General features: G+C 65.1%; 19 protein-coding genes. 9 read left to right on the top strand and 10 right to left on the bottom strand.

From position 1 onward, the window contains the following. Window positions 1-20 precede the first annotated feature (20 nt). The 4 genes from ACRQ5J_RS06560 to ACRQ5J_RS06545 all read right to left on the bottom strand — a co-directional run bounded on the left by ACRQ5J_RS06560 (window position 21) and on the right by ACRQ5J_RS06545 (window position 3,432). Window positions 21-863, bottom strand: coding sequence for a DMT family transporter (locus tag ACRQ5J_RS06560; protein ID WP_432381962.1), 843 nt, complete (start codon window positions 861-863; stop codon window positions 21-23). 220 nt (window positions 864-1,083) lie between these two features. Then, window positions 1,084-2,055: an NAD-dependent epimerase/dehydratase family protein gene (locus tag ACRQ5J_RS06555; protein WP_432381960.1), complete on the bottom strand. Its 972-nt coding sequence runs from the start codon at window positions 2,053-2,055 to the stop codon at window positions 1,084-1,086. Next, window positions 2,052-2,600, bottom strand: coding sequence for a TetR/AcrR family transcriptional regulator (locus ACRQ5J_RS06550; protein WP_432381958.1), 549 nt, complete (start codon window positions 2,598-2,600; stop codon window positions 2,052-2,054). The genes ACRQ5J_RS06555 and ACRQ5J_RS06550 overlap by 4 nt, the downstream gene beginning before the upstream one ends. A gap of 58 nt (window positions 2,601-2,658) precedes the next feature. Beyond that, window positions 2,659-3,432 carry a helix-turn-helix transcriptional regulator gene (locus tag ACRQ5J_RS06545; protein ID WP_432381956.1) on the bottom strand — a complete coding sequence of 258 codons (774 nt, stop codon included), beginning with the start codon at window positions 3,430-3,432 and terminating at the stop codon, window positions 2,659-2,661. A 94-nt stretch (window positions 3,433-3,526) separates the two neighbouring features. On the opposite strand from ACRQ5J_RS06545, the gene ACRQ5J_RS06540 reads away from it, so the two are divergent. Further along, window positions 3,527-4,315, top strand: a complete 789-nt coding sequence (locus ACRQ5J_RS06540) for a class I SAM-dependent methyltransferase (protein WP_432381954.1) — start codon at window positions 3,527-3,529, stop codon at window positions 4,313-4,315. On the opposite strand, the gene ACRQ5J_RS06535 is transcribed toward ACRQ5J_RS06540, so the two are convergent. Beyond that, on the bottom strand, window positions 4,269-4,433 hold the full coding sequence (locus ACRQ5J_RS06535; RefSeq protein ID WP_432381953.1) for a hypothetical protein: 165 nt from the start codon (window positions 4,431-4,433) through the stop codon (window positions 4,269-4,271). The two genes, ACRQ5J_RS06540 and ACRQ5J_RS06535, sit on opposite strands and share 47 nt — an antisense overlap. Window positions 4,434-4,650: 217 nt before the next feature. Between ACRQ5J_RS06535 and nosZ the strand changes: the two genes are divergently transcribed. The 8 genes from nosZ (at window position 4,651) to ACRQ5J_RS06495 (ending at window position 13,923) form a co-directional block, all read left to right on the top strand. Beyond that, window positions 4,651-6,573: a TAT-dependent nitrous-oxide reductase gene (nosZ, locus tag ACRQ5J_RS06530; protein WP_432381951.1), complete on the top strand. Its 1,923-nt coding sequence runs from the start codon at window positions 4,651-4,653 to the stop codon at window positions 6,571-6,573. A gap of 92 nt (window positions 6,574-6,665) precedes the next feature. Next, on the top strand, window positions 6,666-8,795 hold the full coding sequence (locus ACRQ5J_RS06525) for a 4Fe-4S binding protein (RefSeq protein ID WP_432381949.1): 2,130 nt from the start codon (window positions 6,666-6,668) through the stop codon (window positions 8,793-8,795). Window positions 8,796-8,932: 137 nt separating this feature from the next. Further along, the gene (locus ACRQ5J_RS06520) at window positions 8,933-10,210 is read left to right on the top strand and encodes a nitrous oxide reductase family maturation protein NosD (protein ID WP_432383600.1); all 1,278 of its coding nucleotides are present in this window, start codon (window positions 8,933-8,935) and stop codon (window positions 10,208-10,210) included. Beyond that, a complete protein-coding gene (locus ACRQ5J_RS06515) occupies window positions 10,179-11,132 on the top strand; it encodes an ABC transporter ATP-binding protein (protein ID WP_432381948.1) in 954 nt (317 codons plus the stop codon). The genes ACRQ5J_RS06520 and ACRQ5J_RS06515 overlap by 32 nt, the downstream gene beginning before the upstream one ends. Continuing rightward, the gene (locus tag ACRQ5J_RS06510) at window positions 11,116-11,940 is read left to right on the top strand and encodes an ABC transporter permease (protein ID WP_432381946.1); all 825 of its coding nucleotides are present in this window, start codon (window positions 11,116-11,118) and stop codon (window positions 11,938-11,940) included. The genes ACRQ5J_RS06515 and ACRQ5J_RS06510 overlap by 17 nt, the downstream gene beginning before the upstream one ends. Continuing rightward, the gene (locus tag ACRQ5J_RS06505; RefSeq protein WP_432381944.1) at window positions 11,937-12,452 is read left to right on the top strand and encodes a nitrous oxide reductase accessory protein NosL; all 516 of its coding nucleotides are present in this window, start codon (window positions 11,937-11,939) and stop codon (window positions 12,450-12,452) included. Before ACRQ5J_RS06510 ends, ACRQ5J_RS06505 begins: the two co-directional genes overlap by 4 nt. Before the next feature lie 98 nt (window positions 12,453-12,550). Beyond that, window positions 12,551-12,859 (top strand): c-type cytochrome, encoded by a 309-nt coding sequence (locus ACRQ5J_RS06500; RefSeq protein ID WP_432381942.1) that lies wholly within the window; start codon window positions 12,551-12,553, stop codon window positions 12,857-12,859. Between the two features lie 41 nt (window positions 12,860-12,900). Further along, a complete protein-coding gene (locus tag ACRQ5J_RS06495) occupies window positions 12,901-13,923 on the top strand; it encodes an FAD:protein FMN transferase (protein WP_432381940.1) in 1,023 nt (340 codons plus the stop codon). Window positions 13,924-13,968: 45 nt separating this feature from the next. Here the strand turns inward: ACRQ5J_RS06495 and ACRQ5J_RS06490 are convergent, their stop codons facing one another. From ACRQ5J_RS06490 to ACRQ5J_RS06470, 5 genes are all read right to left on the bottom strand, one after another. Further along, window positions 13,969-14,472 (bottom strand): peroxiredoxin, encoded by a 504-nt coding sequence (locus ACRQ5J_RS06490; protein ID WP_432381939.1) that lies wholly within the window; start codon window positions 14,470-14,472, stop codon window positions 13,969-13,971. Window positions 14,473-14,548: 76 nt separating this feature from the next. After that, window positions 14,549-15,775, bottom strand: coding sequence for a cell division protein FtsZ (gene ftsZ, locus ACRQ5J_RS06485; RefSeq protein WP_432381937.1), 1,227 nt, complete (start codon window positions 15,773-15,775; stop codon window positions 14,549-14,551). Between the two features lie 171 nt (window positions 15,776-15,946). Then, a complete protein-coding gene (ftsA, locus tag ACRQ5J_RS06480; protein WP_432381936.1) occupies window positions 15,947-17,179 on the bottom strand; it encodes a cell division protein FtsA in 1,233 nt (410 codons plus the stop codon). A 14-nt stretch (window positions 17,180-17,193) separates the two neighbouring features. Then, window positions 17,194-17,988, bottom strand: coding sequence for a cell division protein FtsQ/DivIB (locus tag ACRQ5J_RS06475; RefSeq protein ID WP_432381934.1), 795 nt, complete (start codon window positions 17,986-17,988; stop codon window positions 17,194-17,196). Between the two features lie 7 nt (window positions 17,989-17,995). After that, window positions 17,996-18,955 carry a D-alanine--D-alanine ligase gene (locus tag ACRQ5J_RS06470; protein ID WP_432381933.1) on the bottom strand — a complete coding sequence of 320 codons (960 nt, stop codon included), beginning with the start codon at window positions 18,953-18,955 and terminating at the stop codon, window positions 17,996-17,998. Window positions 18,956-18,958 lie beyond the last annotated feature (3 nt).

Below are 18,958 nucleotides of genomic sequence, written 5' to 3'. Positions count from 1 at the left end.
GCGATTATAGCGAACTGCGGTTAAGGATGCTCGGCTTCCACATGCACCGCCTCGCGCCGCACCAGGTAGATGCCGCTGGCGATGATGATGCCGGCGCCCAGCAGCGTGTAGCCGTCCGGTAAAGCTTGCCACAACAGCCAGTCGATCGCCACGCCCCAGGCCAGCGCCGTGTATTCGAACGGCGCCACGATCGACGCCTTGCCGGTGCTGAAGGCCTTGGTGATCGCCAGCTGGCCGAAGAAGCCCGACAGCGCCAGCGCCAGCAGGATCCAGCCGTGCTCGGCGCGCACCGGCACCCAGCTCTGCCACGCCAGCGCCACGGCGCCGACCGACATCAGCGTCAGCAGCCAGAACATCATCGACTCGGTGCTGTCGGTGCGCGCCAGCACCCGCGCGCTGATGGCCGACACCGCGTAGCACGCGGCCGCCGCCAGGATCGCCAGCCCGCCCAGCGACAAGAAGCCGGCGCCTTCCGGACGCAGCACCACCAGCACGCCCAGCAGCCCGACCGCGATCGCCACCCACTGGCCGGCGCCGACGCGCTCCTTCAGCACCCACACCGACAGCGCCGTGATCAGCGCCGGCGCGATGAAGAAGATCGAGTACGCCTCGGCCAGCGACAGCGCTTTCAGGCCGTAGGCGAAGGTGGTCAGCATGGCGATGCCGAGCCCGGCGCGGAACAGGTGCATCGGCCAGCGCACGCGCAAGATGCCCTTGAACGCGCGGCGATACAGGATGTAGCCGCACAACAGCGGCAGCGAACTGAGCGAGCGCAGCGCCGTCACCTGCACGGCCGGGTAGTGGGCCGACAACAGCTTCATGGTGGTGTCCATGAACGAGAACATGGCGACAGCAATCAGCATCGCATAGATGCTGTGCAGATTTTCTTGACGAGTGGACAGAGGAAGCTCCCTGACGACAGGCCCGGGCGGGCCAACAGGACGTCATTGTGGCGACGACCGGAGCCAGGACAACGCATGGCGCGCCGTCGCTGCCATTATAGCAAGCCCGGCCGCCGCCACCATCGGCTGCCATGTGAAGACAGCGATCGCACCCGGCGCGCGCTGGTGGTACCGGCCTGCGCTACGTCAAGCCGCGCAGCTCCGCCAGGCCGGCGTCGGCGCTCATCACGGGTGCGTAGCCGAGTTCCTTGCGGGCCTTGCCGATGTCGAGCGTGACCTCGACCGCCATGGTGGCGTACTCCTGGCGCGTGATCGGCGGCTTGATGCGGCCGCGGCTGATCGCGGCCAGCAGGTCGCCGATGGCGGCGATCTTGCCCAGCAGCGCGCGCGGCACGCTCTTGTCCGGCGCGGTGATGCCCTGCGTGGCCAGCAGGCGCGTAATGAATTCGCGGAACACCACCGGCTCGCCATCGGTGATGAAGTACACCTGGCCGTTGCGCCCATGCTGCAGCGCCTTGTCCACGCCCGCGCACAAGTTGGCGATATGGGTGGTCGACGTGCGATAGCCGCCGCCGTCGATCCACGCCAGCTTGCCCTCGCGCGCGGCGGCGCTCAGCTGCGGCAGCGCGGTGGTGTCGTCGCGCCCCCAGACAAAGCGCGGGCGCAGCACCACCACCGACATCGCCTCGTTGGCGTACGATAGCGCGATGCGTTCCGCCTCGGCCTTGGTGCGCGAATATGCACCGGCCGGCTTGTGCGGAAACGCCTGATCCTCGGTGGCGTTCCGCAACGGCTGGCCATCCAGCAGCACCGACTCGGTGCTGATATGGATCACCTGCTGAACGCCGGCCGCGCGCGCCGACGCGAACACATGCCGCGTGCCGTCCAGATTGGTTTGCCGCTGCGCCTCCGTGCCCCAGCCGTGATTCGTGTCGGCGGCGGCATGGATCAGGATATCGCAGCCGCACATGGCGCCGCTCAGGCCAGGCTGCCGCAAGTCGCCGTGATGCGCGGTCGCGCCCAGTGCTGTGACGGTCGCCGCCGCCTGCGCGCTGCGCGCCAGCGCCACCACGCTGTCGCCGCGCGCGACCAAGTGACGAATCAGATTGCGGCCCACATAGCCGCTGCCACCGGTGATGAAGATACGGCTCATTTCGCCTCCACCAGCGCGCCGATATCGGCCAGTACCTGCTTGCGCTGCCTGGCCGGAAAATGGTACAGATCCATCGCCTCCAGCAGTTTCAGCCCTTCGAGCGCCAGATACGCCAGCAGCGCGCCGCGCGGATATTCGGCCGTGTCCAGCACTTGCTTGACGATGGCCGCCTGATTGTCCTGCACCGTGGCGCGCAACTCACGATCCTGCGCCAGCGCCGCGCACAGGTTCAGCGCGGTCGCGCGAAACTCTTCCGGCAGCGGCTGCGCGGCCGCGGCGATGCGGCCCCGGATCGCCGGACTGCCGACTTCGCCGAGGCTGGCTGTCACGCTGGCGTTGAACGCGTTATCGTTGCGCACCGCCCGCTCGACCACCGCCGCGATCAGCGCCTGCTTCGACTTGTAGTCGTACAGCACACTGGCCTTGCTGATGCCCGCCACCTCCGCCACCGCCTCCAGCGTCAGGCGCGCCGCGCCATCGCGCGCCACCACCTTCTCCGCCGCATCCAGGATTTGCTCCTGGTCGATCACCCGCTTACGTCCCATACCCACCTCGGTAATTTATTTCCAACCGGTCGGATATTAATTACTGCGGCGTGCTCTGTCAAGCCGGCAACAACATCACCAGCTTCAGGTCATGGCGCCTGGCCAGGTGGAGGGTGATCTGATTGAAGCCCAGTTCGCCCGCGCGGGGATGGAGGAAACGGCGCAGGCCGCCCTCCCGGTTGACCACATCCTGCGAGGTCCACAGCGCGCGGAATGCTGCACTGTCCGCGGACAGTTCCGCGATCAACGCCGCCAGCGGCGGTTCGCCGGCATGCTTGCCGATGTCGGCGCGGAATTCGGCCACGAGCCGGCGCGCCCGGTCTTCCCAGTCGATGATCAGCCCGCGCGCGGCGGGATGGCGGAACATGAAGCGCAACAGGTTCGGCTGCGCCGGCTCGGCCTCCTCCACATCGAGCCAGCCGCCGAACAGCGCTGCCGCGTGCTCGTTCCACGCGAGCGCATCCCACTGGCGATCGAGTATGTAGGCAGGCCCGTCAATCGCGGCGACGATCTCGCCGAGCGGTTCGCCGGCATCGGGCGCTGCTTCGCCATGTTGCGGGTCCAGCCGCTCGGCCAGGCTGAACAAATATGCGCGCTCGGCCGCGTTGAGCTGCAATACCTCCGCCATGCGGGCCAGCAGCTTGCCGGAGGCGGCCACGTCCCTGCCCTGCTCCAGCCAGGTCAGCCAGGTCGGGCTGACGTCGCACAACTGCGCCAGTTCCTCGCGCCGCAAGCCGGGCGTGCGCCGGCGGCCATCGCTGGCCAGGCCGACGCTGGAAGGTGTGGTGCGCTCGCGGTGCGCGCGGATGAAATCGCCAAGTTTGCTTTGCATGGTGCTGCCTTATACCAGGATAAAACCTTGTCTTGTTACAGGATAAAAACCCGCCTATTCTGCACCGACTCAGCCACCTTTTGGAGAAAACATCATGCAACAGCAAGCCGTCGTCGCCCAACAGTTCGGCAATACCGCCAGCAATTACCTCACCAGCAGCGTCCACGCGCAAGGCGCCGACCTGCTGCGATTGCACGACGCCGCCGCCGCGCTGCCGAAGCGGCCAGTGGTGCTGGACCTCGGCTGCGGCGCCGGCCACGCCAGCTTCGCGGTGGCGCCGGCGGCGGAATCGGTCACCGCCTATGACCTGTCGGCGCAGATGCTGGACGTGGTGGCCGACGCCGCGCGCCAGCGCGGCCACCACAACCTGCGCACGCGGCAAGGCGATGTGGCGGCGCTGCCGTATGGCGACGCGGCGTTTTGCATGGTCATCACGCGCTTCTCGGCGCACCACTGGCTCGACGTGCCGGCCGCGCTGCGCGAAGTCCGGCGCGTGCTCAAACCCAACGGCGTGTTCGTCATCATCGACATCACCGCGCCGGAATCGCCGCTGCACGACACCACGCTGCAAGCGGTGGAACTGCTGCGCGACGGCTCGCATGTGCGCGACTACCGCCCTTCTGAATGGCTGACCATGCTGCGCGAGGCCGGCTTCACCGGCGCACAGGCGGGGGACTGGAAATTGCAGATGAAATTCGACGAATGGATCGCGCGCATGCGCACGCCGGCGCAGCGCGTCACCGCCATCCGCGCCCTGCTGCGCAGCGCGCCGGAAGAAACCCGCGACTACTTCGCCGTGCAGGCCGACGATTCCTTCACCATCGACTCGACGATGTTCACGGCTCGGCCGGACGCTGCTGCGCCGGCGCCTTGTCGGGAATAACCGGCGGCTTGCCGACGCGGCGGGCCTGGTCCGATTGCTGGTCGAGATTGACTTCCTCCGCCACCTCGTCGTCGGCAGGCAGCAGACCGTCGGATCGCGGCGTTTTCTGAGTGGTCATGAGCTTCTCCTGTTAGCTAAAGCGGGCGGCGCACGTTGGTCCGGCCAGACTAGCATGGATGCGCGCACGACACGCACGCCACGCGAAACAGCGCCTGGATCAAGTTTGCGGCAATCGCCGCAGACGGTCCTGAAATGCTTGATCCACATCATCGTTTTTTCGAAAAGATGCATCGAAAATACTCGTTGAGCAAATTCGCAACGATGGAGAACGACAGATGGACAGCAAGAAGATGGACACCACCAACGACACGACGTCGACACGCCGTGGCTTCCTCGGCAAGAGCGCCGCACTGGGGCTGGCCGGCGTGACGCTGGGCCTGGCCGGCTGCAAGGATGAGGCAGCGGCCGGCGCCAAGCCGGGCGGCAAGACCGCCGCGGCGGCCGCGCATACCGGCGGCGAAGTCGCGCCGGGCCAGCTCGATGATTACTACGCCTTCATCAGCTCCGGCCACTCGGGCGAGGCGCGTGTGCTGGGCCTGCCATCGGGCCGCGAGCTGAAGCGCATCCCCGTGTTCAACATCGATTGCATGGTCGGCTGGGGCATCACCAACGAATCCAAGGCCATCATGGGCACCAGGCCAGACGGTTCGCTGAAATACACCACCGGCGACACCCACCACGTGCACGGCAGCTACAAGAAAGGCACGTATGACGGCCGCTGGCTGTTCATCAACGACAAGCTGCACTCGCGCGTGGCGCGCATCCGCATGGACACCATGGAAACCGACAAGATCACCGAGCTGCCCAACGTGGCCGGCTTCCACGGCATCTTCCCGGACAAGTGCGACCCGGTCGATCCGAAGATCGACTACACCACCCGCGTGTTCTGCGGCGCCGAATTCCACATCCCGCTGCCGAACGACGGCCGCGACCTGGACGACCCGGGAAAATGGGGCGCGCTGTTCAGCTGCGTCAGCGCCGAGACCATGGAAGTGATGTGGCAGGTGCGCGTCGACGGCAATATGGACCTGTGCGCCACCTCGTATGACGGCAAGCTGGCCGCCTGTAATCAATACAACGTGGAAAACGCCGCCGACCTGAACGGCATGATGTCGGCCGAACGCGACGCCTGCGTCTTCCTCCACATCGAGCGCGTCGAAGCGATGGTCAAGGCCGGCAAGTTCACCACCATCGGCAGCTCGAAAGTGCCGGTAGTCGATGGCCGCAAAGCCGCCAACGCGGATCCGAAGACCGCGATCAGCTGCTACGTCCCGGTCGGCAAGAACCCGCACGGCGTCAACGCCACGCCTGACGGCAAGTATTTCGTTTGCTCGGGCAAGCTGTCGCCGACCGCCACCGTGATCGAACTGGGCAAGGTATTGCAGTGGTTCGACGGCGGCGTCAAAGATCCACGCGACACCGTGGTGGCGGAGCCGGAAATCGGCCTCGGCCCGCTGCACACCGCCTTCGACGGCAAGGGCAACGCCTACACCTCGCTGTTCCTCGACAGCCAGTCGGTCAAGTGGAATGTCGAGGCGGCCATCGCGCAGTTCAAGGGCGACAAGAACGCCAAAGTGATCCTGGAAAAATTCGACGTGCATTACCAGCCGGGCCACAACTACTCGTCGATGGGCGAAACGGTCGAGGCGGACGGCAAGTACCTCAACTCGGGCAACAAGTTCTCCAAGGACCGCTTCCTGCCGGTCGGCCCGCTGCATCCGGAAACCGAACAGCTGATCGACATCAGCGGCGCCAGCATGAAGCTGGTCGCGGACCACACCGCCTACTCGGAACCGCACGACGGCATCATCGTCCGCCGCGACGTGGTGAAAACGCGCCAGATCCACAACATGGCCGACTTCCCCAACGCCGTCACGCCGGAAACCGCCGGTATCGAGCGCAAGGGCAACAAGGTCCATGTGCGGCTGATGTCGCAGGCGCCGGCGTACAGCCTGCCGGTCATCAAGGTCAGGAAAGGCGATGAGGTCACGCTGACGCTGACCAACTACGACAAGGTGGAAGACCTGACGCACGGCTGCGCGATTCCAACCTACAACATCAACTTCATCGTCAATCCGCAGGAAACCAAATCGGTGACGTTCAAGGCCGATCACGCGGGTGCGTTCTGGTTGTATTGCACGCACTTCTGCCACGCCCTGCACCTGGAAATGCGCAGCCGTTTCCTGGTTGAAGCCTGAGTTGTAGCTTAAGTCCCGGCCGGCTGATGCGTCAGCCGCCGGGCGCCCCATCATGACGTTTTACTTCACAATCCCTGCTGGCAGGGCTGGCCATGCTGCTGGCCGCGCTGACGGCGCCACTGGCTGGCGCCACCGTCTACGACGCCGAACTGCCAAAAGAACTGCTGCACGGTTCCGACCTGTGCGCCCACGCCGCCTGCGGCGATGTGATGCCGCTGGCGCAGCGCTTCTCCAAGCGCATGGGCTCGCCCCAATACGTGCAGGCGCTGGACGCCGACGGCAAGGTGGTCGGCTACGTTTTCCTCTCCACCGACGTGGTCGACATTCCGGCCTATTCCGGCAAGCCGGTCATCACGCTGATCGGCATGGACACCAAGGGCGTCATCACCGGCGTGCGCGTGGTCAAGCATTCCGAACCGATACTGCTGGCCGGCATTCCGGAATCGGCGCTGCTCACATTCATCGACCAGTATGTCGGCCGGCGCGGCGACGCCAAGCTGGAAATCGGCCGCGGCGGCGACGGCAGCGTCGGCCTGGATGCGATTAGCGGCGCCACCGTCACCGCCATCGCCGAGAACCAGGTGATTTCCCGCAGTGCCTACGAAATCGGCCGCCAGGTCGGGATTTTCACCACGGCGGCGCGCCCGCCCGCGCGCTTCACGCCGCTGGACGAGCGCCTGAACTGGGCCCGGCTGGCCGATGAAGGATCGATTGGCCGCTTGAAGATTTCAGCCAAGGAAGTCGGCGCCGACAGCGCGCGCGGCGATTACATCGACCTGTATTTCGGCTATCTCAACACGCCGACGCTGGGTAACAGCTTGCTCGGCGAGCACGGTTATCAGCGCTTGATGGCCGACCTCAAGCCGGATGAGCACGCGATCTTCGTCATCGCCAACGGCCAGACCTCGTTCAAAGGCTCGGGCTTCGTGCGCGGCGGCATCTATGATCGTATCCAGGTGCGGCAGGAACCGGAGACGTATACTTTCCGCGATACCGATTACCTGAACCTCTACCATCTGCAACCGGCCGATGCGCCGGCCTACCGTGAGTCGGGCATCTTCATCGTCCGCTCGAAACATTTCAACCCGGCGTGGCCGTGGACGCTCACGCTGCTGGTCAACAAGCTGGACGCCAAAGGCGCCAAGACCTTCGCCCACTACGATGAGCCATACTGGCTGCCGGCGCGCTATCTCGAAGGCGGCCATCCTGAAGTCGTGGTGGCGCGGCCGGCGTGGCAGGGCATCTGGCTCGACCGCATTCCGCAAATCAGTTTCTTTGTGCTGACGCTGCTGTTCACCGCCGCGCTGTATTCGCAGCGCGACCGGCTGGTGCGCGCTTCCAACCGCAAGCACAAGCCGCTGATTAGCTGGCCGCGCCTGGTGCTGTGGCTTGTTAGCGCCGGCTTCATCGGTTTCTATCTGAAGGCGCAGCCGAGCATTACGCAGATCATGACCTGGCTGCATTCGCTGATTCATCAGTGGCGCTGGGAGTTGTTCCTGTCCGATCCGTTTATCTTCCTGTTCTGGTGGTTCATCATCATTACCGTGCTGATATGGGGACGCGGCCTGTTCTGCGGCTGGTTGTGCCCCTTCGGTTCGCTGCAACACCTGATGCTGAAGCTGGGTTCGGCCATGGGCCTGAAGCGCTTCCAGAAGCTGCTGCCAAAGAAAATTCATGACAAGCTGCGCTGGCTCAAATACGCGATTTTCTTCGGGCTGATCGGCGTTTCGCTGTTCTCGATGGAGACGGCCGAGCATCTGGCGGAGATCGAGCCGTTCAAAACGACCTTCCTGGTCGGCGTGTGGAACCGTAGCTGGCCGTTCTGGATTTTCATTGGCGTCATCCTTGGGCTGTCGCTGTTCAGTGAGCGCCCTTATTGCAAGTACCTGTGCCCGATGGGCGCTGGCCTGGCGCTGCCTGGCAGGTTCCGCATGTTCGGCTTGAAGCGCAAGGCGGAGTGCACCACCTGCCACGCCTGCGCCGCCGGCTGCGGCTCGCATGCCATCGACAGCAAGGGCAAGATCGACCAGATGGAATGCATGCTGTGCCTGGACTGCATGATCATGTATTACGACGATCACGCCTGTCCGCCGCTGGTGAAAGAGCGCAAGCAGCGCGAAGCCAGCGGGCAGGCACTGACCCGCATCGGCGCCGATGGCTATTTCCTCTCGCTCGACAGCTTGCGCGCGACGCTGCCGTCGAAGGGCAAGGAGCAGCCATGACGACAGCCGCACGCAGCGCGTGTTCGCCATCGTGGAGCGCCATGCAGAACCCCACACATCGGGCGCAGGCGAAGCTGGCGGCGCCTGGGGGGCTGACCGAGCCGGTGCCGTTGGCGTGCCGGCCGGCGCGGGCGCTGATGCTGTCGCTCATGCTGGCGTTGACATTGGCCGGCGCCGGCCCCGGCCCTGCCTTGGCGGCCGTGCTGTCAGTGCCGTCCGGCACATCGATCAACGCCGCCATCGCCCGCGCCCACGCCGGTGACACGCTGCTGATCGAAGCAGGCACCTACAACGAACGCGTGGTCATCGATAAACCACTCACTCTGCAAGCCAAAGACCAGCACCACCCCGTCATCAGCGCACAAGGCCACGGCGACACCATCCGCGTCAACGCCGCCGACGTCAAACTCACCGGCCTGGTGGTACGCGACAGCGGCGACAACCTGACCGCGCAGAACGCCGGCATCTACGTATCGCCTGGCGCCCATCGCGTCCACATCAGCGAGTGCCAGCTGATCGCCAACCTGTTCGGCATCTGGGTCGAACGGGTCGACGACGCGCATCTGCTCAACAACACCATCACCGGCCGCCGCGACCTGCAATCGGCACAGCGCGGCAACGGCATCCAGGTGTACGACACGCGCGGCGTGCGCGTCATCGGCAACCACATCAGCACCACGCGCGACGGCATCTATGTCGATGTCTCGCGCGACGCCGAATTCCGCCACAACCGCATCCACCACGTGCGCTACGGCACACATTATATGAACACCAACCACAGCATCTGGGAAGACAACCAGGTCTATCTCAGCCGCGCCGGCCTGGCGCTGATGGAAGTGCGCAGCCTGACCGTGCGCCGCAATATCTCCTGGGGCAACACCGACCACGGCATCATGCTGCGCACCATTCAAGACTCGCTAATCGAAGACAACATCGTAGCCGGCAATGACCGTGGCCTGTTCGTCTACGACGCCGAATACAACATCCTGCGCGGCAACCTGGTCATCAACAACCGCACCGGCGTCCACCTGTCGGCCGGCTCGTCCAACAATGAAGTCGACGGCAACGACTTCATCGGCAACCGCGAGCAAGTGCGCTTCGTCGCGGCCCGCGATGTCGAATGGGGCAAGCAGCAAGGCAACTACTGGAGCAACTACAACGGCTGGGACCAGAACGCCGATGGCCAGGGCGACATCCGCTACGAAGCCAACGACCTGGTTGACCGCCTGAACTGGCGATACCCGCTGCTCAAGCTGCTCAGCGCCAGTCCGGCGCTGCAAACGCTGCGCTTTGCCGCGCGCCAGTTCCCGCCGCTGCGCGCGCCCAGCGTGGTGGACCGCCATCCGCGCATGCGGCCGCTCTCTCAGAATTGGAAAAAATGGAATGACATCGCACCTCGCACCGACACCAACTGACGCTGCCGTCAGCCTGCGCGGCATCCAGCACCGCTACGGCGCGTTCACCGCCCTGCAAGACGTCAGCTTCGACATCGCACGCGGCGGCATGTTCGGCCTGATCGGCCACAACGGCGCCGGCAAGAGCACGCTGTTCAAGCTGATGCTCGGGCTGGTCACGCCGTCGGCCGGCACGCTGCATGTGCTGGGCCAGAACGCCGCCGGGGCGGGTTTTCGCCAGACACGCCGCCGCATCGGCTATCTGCCGGAAAGCTTCGTCACCTACGACAACCTCAGCGGCCGGGAGGTGCTGCACTTCTTCGCCGACCTGAAGCGCATTCCGCGCGCCGGCTGCGCGGCGCTGCTGGAGCAGGTGGGGCTGACACAGGCGGCCAGCCGCGCCGTGCAGACTTACTCCAAAGGCATGCGCCAGCGGCTCGGCCTGGCGCAGTCGCTGCTGGGCGAGCCGGACATCATCTTCCTCGACGAGCCCACCAACGGCCTGGACCCGCAAGGCATTGCCGATTTCTACGCCATCCTGCGCACGGTGCAAGGGCGCGGCGCCACCATCGTCATCACCTCGCACATCCTGGCGGAAATCCAGCACCGCGTCGATCAGTTGCTGATCATGCAGGGCGGCAAAGTGGCCGTACAAGGCACGCTGGCGCAGTTGCGCGCCGGCATGGACACGCCCGCCGCGCTGACCATCACCGCCACCGTGCCGTTGCCGCTGCAAGCGGCCACGCGCGCGGCGCTGGCCGCGTCGCCAGTGGCGCTGGAACTGGAAGGCCATGGTGAACAGCTGCGCATCCGCTGCGCCGGCGCCGGCAAGATGGCCGTGCTGCGCCAGCTATCGGGCTGCGCCGACGATATCACCATTCAGGAATCCACATTGGAACAGGTATTCCTCGGCTACGGAGGCGCCCATGCACGCACCCATTGAATGGCGCCAGGTCGGCGTGCTGGCCGCCAAGGAATGGCGCGACCGCCTGCGCAACCGCTGGGTGCTGGCGGTCGCGCTGGCGTTTGCCGTGTTCGCGCTGGCCATCGCTTACTTCGGCGCGGCGCAGCAGGGACAGGTCGGCTTCCATAGCATCGACGCCACGATTGCCAGCCTGTCCAGCCTGGTCATTTACCTGGTGCCGCTGATCGCGCTGATCCTCGGCTACGACGCGATTGTCGGCGAGCGCGAGCGCGGGGCGCTGGAACTGCTGCTGTCGATGCCGGTGACGCGGCTGGAGGTCCTGCTCGGCAAGTATCTGGGGCTGGCGGCGGCGCTCACCAGCGCTACCGCCATCGGCTTTGGCGCCGGGCTGCTGCCGCTGTTCTCGCAGCTGACCGTGTCCGAGGGCTGGCGCTACACCCAATTTGTCGCCAGCGCCGTGCTGATGGGGCTGGCCTTCCTCAGCATCGCCATGCTGGTTTCGGTCAGCACGCGCGACCGCATCCGCGCCAGCGGCATCGCGCTGACGCTGTGGTTCCTGTTCGTGCTGGTGTTCGACTTGCTGCTGATGGGCGTGATGGTGCTCAGCCAGGGCAAGCTCGGTAGCGGGCTGTTCGCCGCCCTGCTGATGTTGAACCCGGCCGACGTGTTCCGCCTGCTGAACGTATTCAGCTCGGATCAGGCGCAAGCCATGTACGGGCTGGCCACCGTCATGCCCGAGGGCTGGACCCATCCGGGCCTGCTGGCCGGCGTGATGCTGGCCTGGATTGTTCTACCGTTTTGTATCGCACTCAGGAGATTTACATGAAAACCATTCGCCTGCGCTGGAGCGCGCTGGCCGCCGCGCTGCTACTGGCCGCGTGTACCCACCCGGCGGCCACGCTGCCGGCCATCAATGCGTCCGATGACGCCGCGTGCGCGCTCGACGGCATGCTGCTGCGCGATTTCCCCGGCCCCAAGGCCCAGGTCCGCCTGACTGATGGCAAGACCGAATATTTCTGCGACGTGATGGAGTTGCTGAGCGAAATGCTGGCGCCGGAACAGCGCCGCGCCATCAGCGCGTTCTACGTGCAGGACATGGGCAAGGCCGACTGGCGGCAGCCGCGCGGCCACTGGCTGGCGGCGCGCGATGCGCTGTACGTCTTCGGCAGCGATGCGCAGGGCTCGATGGGCGCGGCGATCGCGCCGTTCAGCCAGCAGGCCGACGCCGATGCGTTTGTGCAGAAACACGGCGGCAAGGTGCTGCGCTTCGAACAGATCAAGCCGGACATGCTGAACAGCAGCCGCGGCGGCATGCCGGCGCACGGCATCGAGCATTAAGCGGTAACGGTTTGGGCCGGCGTTGTCCTCAGCAGGGAGCGACGGTCCTTTTTTAATCCCGGCGCCACGCCGGTTCACTCACCAGGAAAGACACGCAAATGAACAAGCTACTCGCACTGATGGCCATGCTGGCCGCAACCGCCGCCAGCGCCGCTGCGCCGGACGCCGCCAAGATCGAGAAAACCTACACCACCACCTGCGCCGCCTGCCACGCGGCCGGCATCATGGGCGCGCCGAAAGTGGGCGACAAGGCGGCCTGGAAGCCGCGCGTCGCCAAGGGCAGGCCGGCGCTGTACACCAGCGCCATCAACGGCGTGAAAATGATGCCGCCGCGCGGCGGCAACCCTGGCCTGAAGGATGATGAACTGAAGGCGATTGTCGACTACATGATCACCAAGAGCAACTAAGAACCGCCGGCCGCCAAGGCGGCCATCTCAGGAGAATCGCCATGTTCACCCGCGCCCTGCGCGCCGGCGCCGCGCTGCTGGCCGCGCTGTGTCTGCTGTCGTCCTGCTCCAGCGAAGACCATCTTTACAAAACCGAGGGCCATGTGTTCGGCACCACGGTCGCGGTCACCATTTATGGCGGCTCGCAGCAGCGCGCCGACCTGCTCGGCGACGAGGTGCTGCGCGAATTCGACCGCCTGCACCGCAAATGCCATGCGTGGGAACCCAGCATGCTGACCGCGCTCAACGACAGCATCGCCAGGGGCGAGGCGTTCCATGCCGATGCCGAAATGGTGAGCCTGCTCAAATCGGCCGAGAAACTGTCCGTGCGCTCCGGCCTGCTATTCAATCCGGCCATCGGCCATCTGATACGGCTGTGGGGCTTCCAGAAGAACGATATCGGTGCGCAAGGTCCGGATGAGGCCGAGATCAGGCGCTGGGTGGATGCGCATCCGTCGCTGGCCGACCTGCGCTACGACGGCAATACCATCCGCAGCGTCAACAACGCCGTGATGATCGATCTGGGCGGCTACGCCAAAGGCTATGCGCTGGACCGCGCCGCCATGATACTGCGCGAGGCGCATGTGAAGGCGGCGCTGGTCAACATCGGCGGCAACGTCATCGCCATCGGCCAGCCGGGCGGACGGCCGTGGCAGGTCGGCATCCGCGATCCGCGCGGCCAAGGCACGGTGGCGCAGATCGCCCTGCGCGATAACGAGGCCATCGGCACCAGCGGCGACTATGAGCGCTACTTCATGAAGGACGGCAAGCGCCGGCCGCACATCATCGACCCGCGCAGCGGCTATCCGATCGACCTGGTGGCCTCGGTGACGATCATCGCCGGCGGCGGCCGCGATCCCGGCCTGCGTTCGGACGGCCACTCCAAGCCGCTGTTCATCACCGGCCCCGAAGGCTGGCAAGCCATGGCAGACAAGCTCGATCTCAAGCAAGTGCTGATGGTCGACGCCCGGCGCCAGGTCCACATGACGCCGGCCATGCGCGCCCGCATCGACGCCGGGCGCTAGCTACCCGGCGCAGATGGAAACGGCGCCTGCGGCGCCGTCTTCAGATTACAGCTGGCCCAGCAGGGTTTCAGCGTTCGACACTTCGAACTTGCCGCCCTGTTCGACGTTGAGCTGCTTGACCACGCCGTCCACCGCCAGCAGCGAATAGCGCTGCGAGCGCGTGCCCATGCCGAACTTGCTGAAGTCGGCATCCAGGCCCAGCGCTTTCGAATACGCGGCATTGCCGTCGGCCATCATGCGGACGATGCCGGTGGCTTTCTGGTCGCGGCCCCATGCGCCCATGACGAAGGCGTCGTTGACCGAGATGCACCAGATCTCATCGACGCCCTTGGCTTTCAGCTCGTCGGCGTGCTTGACGTAGCCCGGCACGTGCTGGGCCGAGCAGGTCGGGGTGTAGGCGCCCGGCAGGCCGAAGATGGCAATGGTTTTGCCCTTGACCAGATCCTGCACGTTGAAGGTGTTCGGGCCCAGCGAGCAGCCTTCGGTTTCGGTTTCGATGAATTCGGACAGCGCGCCTTCCGGCAGCTTGTCGCCGATCTTGATGGTCATGGATAACTCCTCTGTGTAAATATAAAAAGAGCCGCCCAGGGGCGGCTCTTTCCTTGGGTAGAACCCGAAGTATGCCTTAATCGGCCTGTTTGCGCAGGAAGGCTGGAATGTCGTAGGTTTCCATGCCGTTCTTCTCCATCGCGCGCACCTGCTCCGAGGCCGACTCGCGGCGCCATACCGCCGGCGCCTTCATGCCGTCGAACGCCGGCGCCGCGCCGCCGCCCATGCCGCCGGCGGCGCCCATCGACAGGCCCTGCGCGGCAGCCGCGCCGCCCATCGCAGCCGATGGCATCATCGGGCTGTTGTGGGTGCCGGTGCGCAGCATCTGCTGCGGAACCAGTTGCACGTGCTTCTTGTTCTTACCCAGACCGGTGGCAACCACGGTCACGCGGATGCTGTCGCCCATGTCGTCGTCGTAGGCGATGCCTTGCGCGATCGACGCGTCCGGCGCGGCGAAGGCGCGCACGGCGGCCATGACTTCCTTGATCTCTTTACCTTTCAGGCCGCGCGAGGCGGTGACGTTCACCAGCACGCCGCGTGCGCCCGACAGGTCGACGCCGTCCAGCAGCGGCGAGGCCACGGCCTGCTCGGCGGCGATGCGCGCGCGGTCGACGCCGGAGGCGGTGGCGGTGCCCATCATGGCCTTGCCCTGCTCGCCCATGATGGTCTTGACGTCGTTGAAGTCGACGTTGATGTGGCCCGGCACGTTGATGATCTCGGCGATACCGGCAACGGCGTTGTTCAGCACGTCGTCGGCGTGTTGCAGCCATTCGATCAGCGATTCGTCTTCGTAGATCTCTTCCAGCTTCTCGTTCAGGATCACGATCAGCGAGTCGACGTTGGCCGACAGCTGCTCCAGGCCTTCGTCGGCGATGTCCATGCACTTCTGGCCTTCGTGCGAGAACGGCTTCGACACCACCGCCACGGTCAGCGCGCCCTGCGCCTTGGCCACTTCGGCCACGATAGGGGCGGCGCCGGTGCCGGTGCCGCCGCCCATGCCGGCGGCGATGAACACCATGTGCGCGCCGCGCAGCGCGTCTTCAATGCGGGCGCGCGATTCTTCCGCCAGCTTACGGCCGACGTCCGGCTTCATGCCTGCGCCCAGGCCGGTGTCGCCGATCTGGATAACGTTGTTGGCCTTGGACGTGGCCAGTGCCTGCGCATCGGTATTGGCGGCGATGAATTCCACGCCGGACATGCCCTTGTTGATCATGTGCTGCACCGCATTGCCACCCGCACCGCCGACCCCGACGACCTTGATGACAGTACCCAAAGCTGCGTTATCGACCATATCGAACTCCATGATGTGACTCCCTATCAGAATGCGGTTTTCAAGCGCCAGTCCTCATAATTGTAGGAGAACTGGGGATTGAAAACTGCGGTTTAATATAAAAAAATTTTACCCTTGTCGTTCCCGCACGGGCGGGAACCTATACCCAGCATGGGTTCCCGCCTGCGCGGGAACGACGTGCCGTCAGAAATTACCCAAGAACCATTCCTTCATGCGCTGCCAGACCGCCTTCACCGACCCATCCTGCCGCGTGACGATATGGCCACGCAGGTACTGCTTCTTCGCTTCCTGCAACAGGCCAAGCACGGTCGCGTAGCGCGGGCTGCGCACCACGTCGGCCAGCTGGCCACGATAATCCGGCGTGCCTAGACGCGCCGGCTTGAGGAAAATGTCTTCCGCCATTTCGACCATGCCCGGCATGATCGAGGTGCCGCCGGTCAGCACGATGCCCGAGGACAGCACGCCTTCATAACCCGACTCGCGCACCACCTGGTGCACCATCGCGAACAGCTCTTCCACGCGCGGCTCGATGACGGCGGCCAGCGCCTGGCGCGACAGGTTGCGCGGGCCGCGGTCGCCCAGGCCCGGCACCTCCAGCGATTCGCCCGGATCGGCCAGCACCTGCTTGGCGACGCCGTAGCGGATCTTGATTTCTTCCGCCTCGCCGGTTGGCGTACGCAGCGCCATGGCGATGTCGTTGGTGATCTGGTCGCCGGCGATCGGGATCACCGCCGTATGGCGGATCGCGCCATCGGAGAACACCGCCACGTCGGTGGTGCCGCCGCCGATATCGATCAGCACCACGCCCAGCTCTTTTTCGTCGCCGGTCAGCACCGCGTCGGCCGAGGCCATCGGCTGCAGGATCAGGTCCGACACTTCCAGGCCGCAGCGGCGCACGCACTTGACGATGTTCTGCACCGCCGACACCGCGCCGGTAACGATGTGCACCTTCACCTCCAGGCGGATGCCGCTCATGCCGATCGGCTCGCGCACGTCCTCCTGGTTGTCGACGATGAATTCCTGAGGCACCGTATGCAGCAATTGCTGATCGGTCGGAATGTTAACCGCCTTTGCCGTTTCGATGACGCGCGCTACGTCGGTCGCCGTCACTTCCTTGTCCTTAATCGCCACCATGCCGCTCGAATTGAAGCTGCGGATATGACTGCCGGCGATGCCCGCGTACACATTGCGGATCTTGCAGTCGGCCATCAGCTCCGCCTCTTCCAGCGCGCGCTGGATCGATTCGACGGTCGCCTCGATGTTGACCACCACGCCTTTTTTCAGGCCTCGCGATTCGTGCTGGCCCAGGCCGATCACTTCGTGGCGTCCATCGCCCATCACCTCGGCCACCACGGCCACCACCTTGGAGGTGCCGATATCGAGGCCGACGATCAGGTTTTTCGCGTCTTTAGTCATTTATTCTCTGCCTGCTAGTTGTGCTTTGGTGCCGTTTTTTTCGGTTTTGGCTTGGCGCCTTCCGCCGGAATCTTCAATCCCTGCGCGCTCAGCGCCAAACCGTTCTGATACCGCATGTCTATCGTGTCTATATTCGGTAGATGCTCGACCAGTTGCGGATAAATCCCCACCAGGCGGTCCACCCTTTCCTTCAATGTGGCGCTGGTCTGTTCCCGTCCCAGCGCCACGCTCATGCCGTTATCCAGCCTCACCGTCCACGCGTAGCGGCTGGACAGCGACAGCGCCTGCGGTATCAGCTTCAGCGGCGCAAACCAGCTGCGCAACTCGGCGTACCGCGACAGCACTTCCTTCTCGCTTCCTTCCGGTCCGTCGAACTCCGGCAGCGCGTGGTCCTCTTCCGCCTCGGCCAGGTTGGCGGTGAACACATCGCCCTTGACCGACAGCAGCCGCCCATCCTCGCCCCAGGTGCCCAGCGCCTCGTGCTCCTCCAGCGCCACGATCAACTGGTCCGGCCATTCGCGCCGCACCGTTGCGCGGCGTACCCATGGCACCGCCTCGAACACCTGCCGCACCGTATCCAGGTTGGTGGTGAAGAAATTGCCCTTGATACGTCCCAGCGCGCTGTTACGCAGCGTCAGGTGATTCACATGCTTCAGATCATCGTTGCCGATGTTCTCGATACGAATGGTGCGCAGGTTGAACATCGGCCGCTGCGACACCCACCACACGCCGGACGCTATGCATGCCAGTATCGTCAGCGCGAACAAGCCGCTGGCGGTAGCATTCAAAGCCTTCACGTCATGCCACATCGACTCCTTATCCCTTCATCTTCAGGCGCGCGCCGCGCAGGATTTCCACGCACAGCTCCTCGTAGCTGATGCCTTCCGCGCGCGCGGCCATCGGCACCAGCGAGTGGCTGGTCATGCCCGGCGAGGTGTTTACCTCCAGCAGGAACGGCTTCTGGTCACGCTCGCGCAGCAGCACGTCGACGCGTCCCCAGCCTTCGCAGCCCAGCGCACGATAGGCCTCCACGGCGATGCGCTGCATCTCCGCCGCCAGCGCGTCAGGCAGCGCGGCCGGGCAGTGATATTTGGTGTCGTCCGTGAAGTACTTGTTCTGATAGTCGTAATTGCCTTCCGGCGCCACGATCTCCACGATCGGCAGCGCGCGCGCGCTGGCGCCGCTGCCGAGGATGGCGACGGTGAATTCGCGGCCGGTGACAAATTCCTCGGCCAGCACCGCGTCGTCCAGCGCGGCGGCGGTGTCGTAGGCGGCCTTGAAATCGCCCGCCGCATTGACCTTGGTGATGCCGATGGTGGAGCCCTCGTGCGGCGGCTTGACGATCAGCGGCAGGCCCAGATCGGCGGCGCACGCCGCGAGGTCGGACTGCGCGTTCAGCACCGCGTAGCGCGGCGTCGGCAGGCCGGCGTTCAGCCACACGATCTTGGTGGTGATCTTGTCCATGCCCACCGAGCTGGCCATCACGCCGCTGCCGGTGTAGGGAATGCCCAGCAGTTCCAGCGCGCCTTGCAGGCTGCCGTCCTCGCCGTAGCGGCCGTGCAGCGCGATGAACACGCGGTCGAATTTTTCCGCCGCCAGTTCCGCCAGCGAACGCTGGCCCGGATCGAAGGCGTGGGCGTCGATGCCCTTGCTTTGCAGCGCGGCCAGCACGCCGGCGCCGGACATGTTCGACACTTCGCGCTCGGCCGAACGGCCGCCGAACAGCACGCCGACTTTGCCGAACGATTTAGCGTCTTGAGAATTCAGGGTACTCACGAT

Source organism: Duganella sp. P38 (genome assembly GCF_050859475.1).
In the GTDB taxonomy this organism is placed as follows: domain Bacteria; phylum Pseudomonadota; class Gammaproteobacteria; order Burkholderiales; family Burkholderiaceae_D; genus Rugamonas.
The sequence above is the reverse complement of the archived record's forward strand: the minus strand, read 5'-3'. Positions and strand labels throughout refer to the sequence as shown.

Bases quoted from the DNA above. Each gene is read 5' to 3' on its own strand.
- ACRQ5J_RS06560 (WP_432381962.1), bottom strand. From the start codon at position 863: ATGCTGATTGCTGTCGCCATGTTCTCGTTCATGGACACCACCATGAAG.
- ACRQ5J_RS06555 (WP_432381960.1), bottom strand. From the start codon at position 2,055: ATGAGCCGTATCTTCATCACCGGTGGCAGCGGCTATGTGGGCCGCAAT.
- ACRQ5J_RS06550 (WP_432381958.1), bottom strand. From the start codon at position 2,600: ATGGGACGTAAGCGGGTGATCGACCAGGAGCAAATCCTGGATGCGGCG.
- ACRQ5J_RS06545 (WP_432381956.1), bottom strand. From the start codon at position 3,432: ATGCAAAGCAAACTTGGCGATTTCATCCGCGCGCACCGCGAGCGCACC.
- ACRQ5J_RS06540 (WP_432381954.1), top strand. From the start codon at position 3,527: ATGCAACAGCAAGCCGTCGTCGCCCAACAGTTCGGCAATACCGCCAGC.
- ACRQ5J_RS06535 (WP_432381953.1), bottom strand. From the start codon at position 4,433: ATGACCACTCAGAAAACGCCGCGATCCGACGGTCTGCTGCCTGCCGAC.
- nosZ (WP_432381951.1), top strand. From the start codon at position 4,651: ATGGACAGCAAGAAGATGGACACCACCAACGACACGACGTCGACACGC.
- ACRQ5J_RS06525 (WP_432381949.1), top strand. From the start codon at position 6,666: ATGCTGCTGGCCGCGCTGACGGCGCCACTGGCTGGCGCCACCGTCTAC.
- ACRQ5J_RS06520 (WP_432383600.1), top strand. From the start codon at position 8,933: ATGCTGTCGCTCATGCTGGCGTTGACATTGGCCGGCGCCGGCCCCGGC.
- ACRQ5J_RS06515 (WP_432381948.1), top strand. From the start codon at position 10,179: ATGACATCGCACCTCGCACCGACACCAACTGACGCTGCCGTCAGCCTG.
- ACRQ5J_RS06510 (WP_432381946.1), top strand. From the start codon at position 11,116: ATGCACGCACCCATTGAATGGCGCCAGGTCGGCGTGCTGGCCGCCAAG.
- ACRQ5J_RS06505 (WP_432381944.1), top strand. From the start codon at position 11,937: ATGAAAACCATTCGCCTGCGCTGGAGCGCGCTGGCCGCCGCGCTGCTA.
- ACRQ5J_RS06500 (WP_432381942.1), top strand. From the start codon at position 12,551: ATGAACAAGCTACTCGCACTGATGGCCATGCTGGCCGCAACCGCCGCC.
- ACRQ5J_RS06495 (WP_432381940.1), top strand. From the start codon at position 12,901: ATGTTCACCCGCGCCCTGCGCGCCGGCGCCGCGCTGCTGGCCGCGCTG.
- ACRQ5J_RS06490 (WP_432381939.1), bottom strand. From the start codon at position 14,472: ATGACCATCAAGATCGGCGACAAGCTGCCGGAAGGCGCGCTGTCCGAA.
- ftsZ (WP_432381937.1), bottom strand. From the start codon at position 15,775: ATGGAGTTCGATATGGTCGATAACGCAGCTTTGGGTACTGTCATCAAG.
- ftsA (WP_432381936.1), bottom strand. From the start codon at position 17,179: ATGACTAAAGACGCGAAAAACCTGATCGTCGGCCTCGATATCGGCACC.
- ACRQ5J_RS06475 (WP_432381934.1), bottom strand. From the start codon at position 17,988: ATGTGGCATGACGTGAAGGCTTTGAATGCTACCGCCAGCGGCTTGTTC.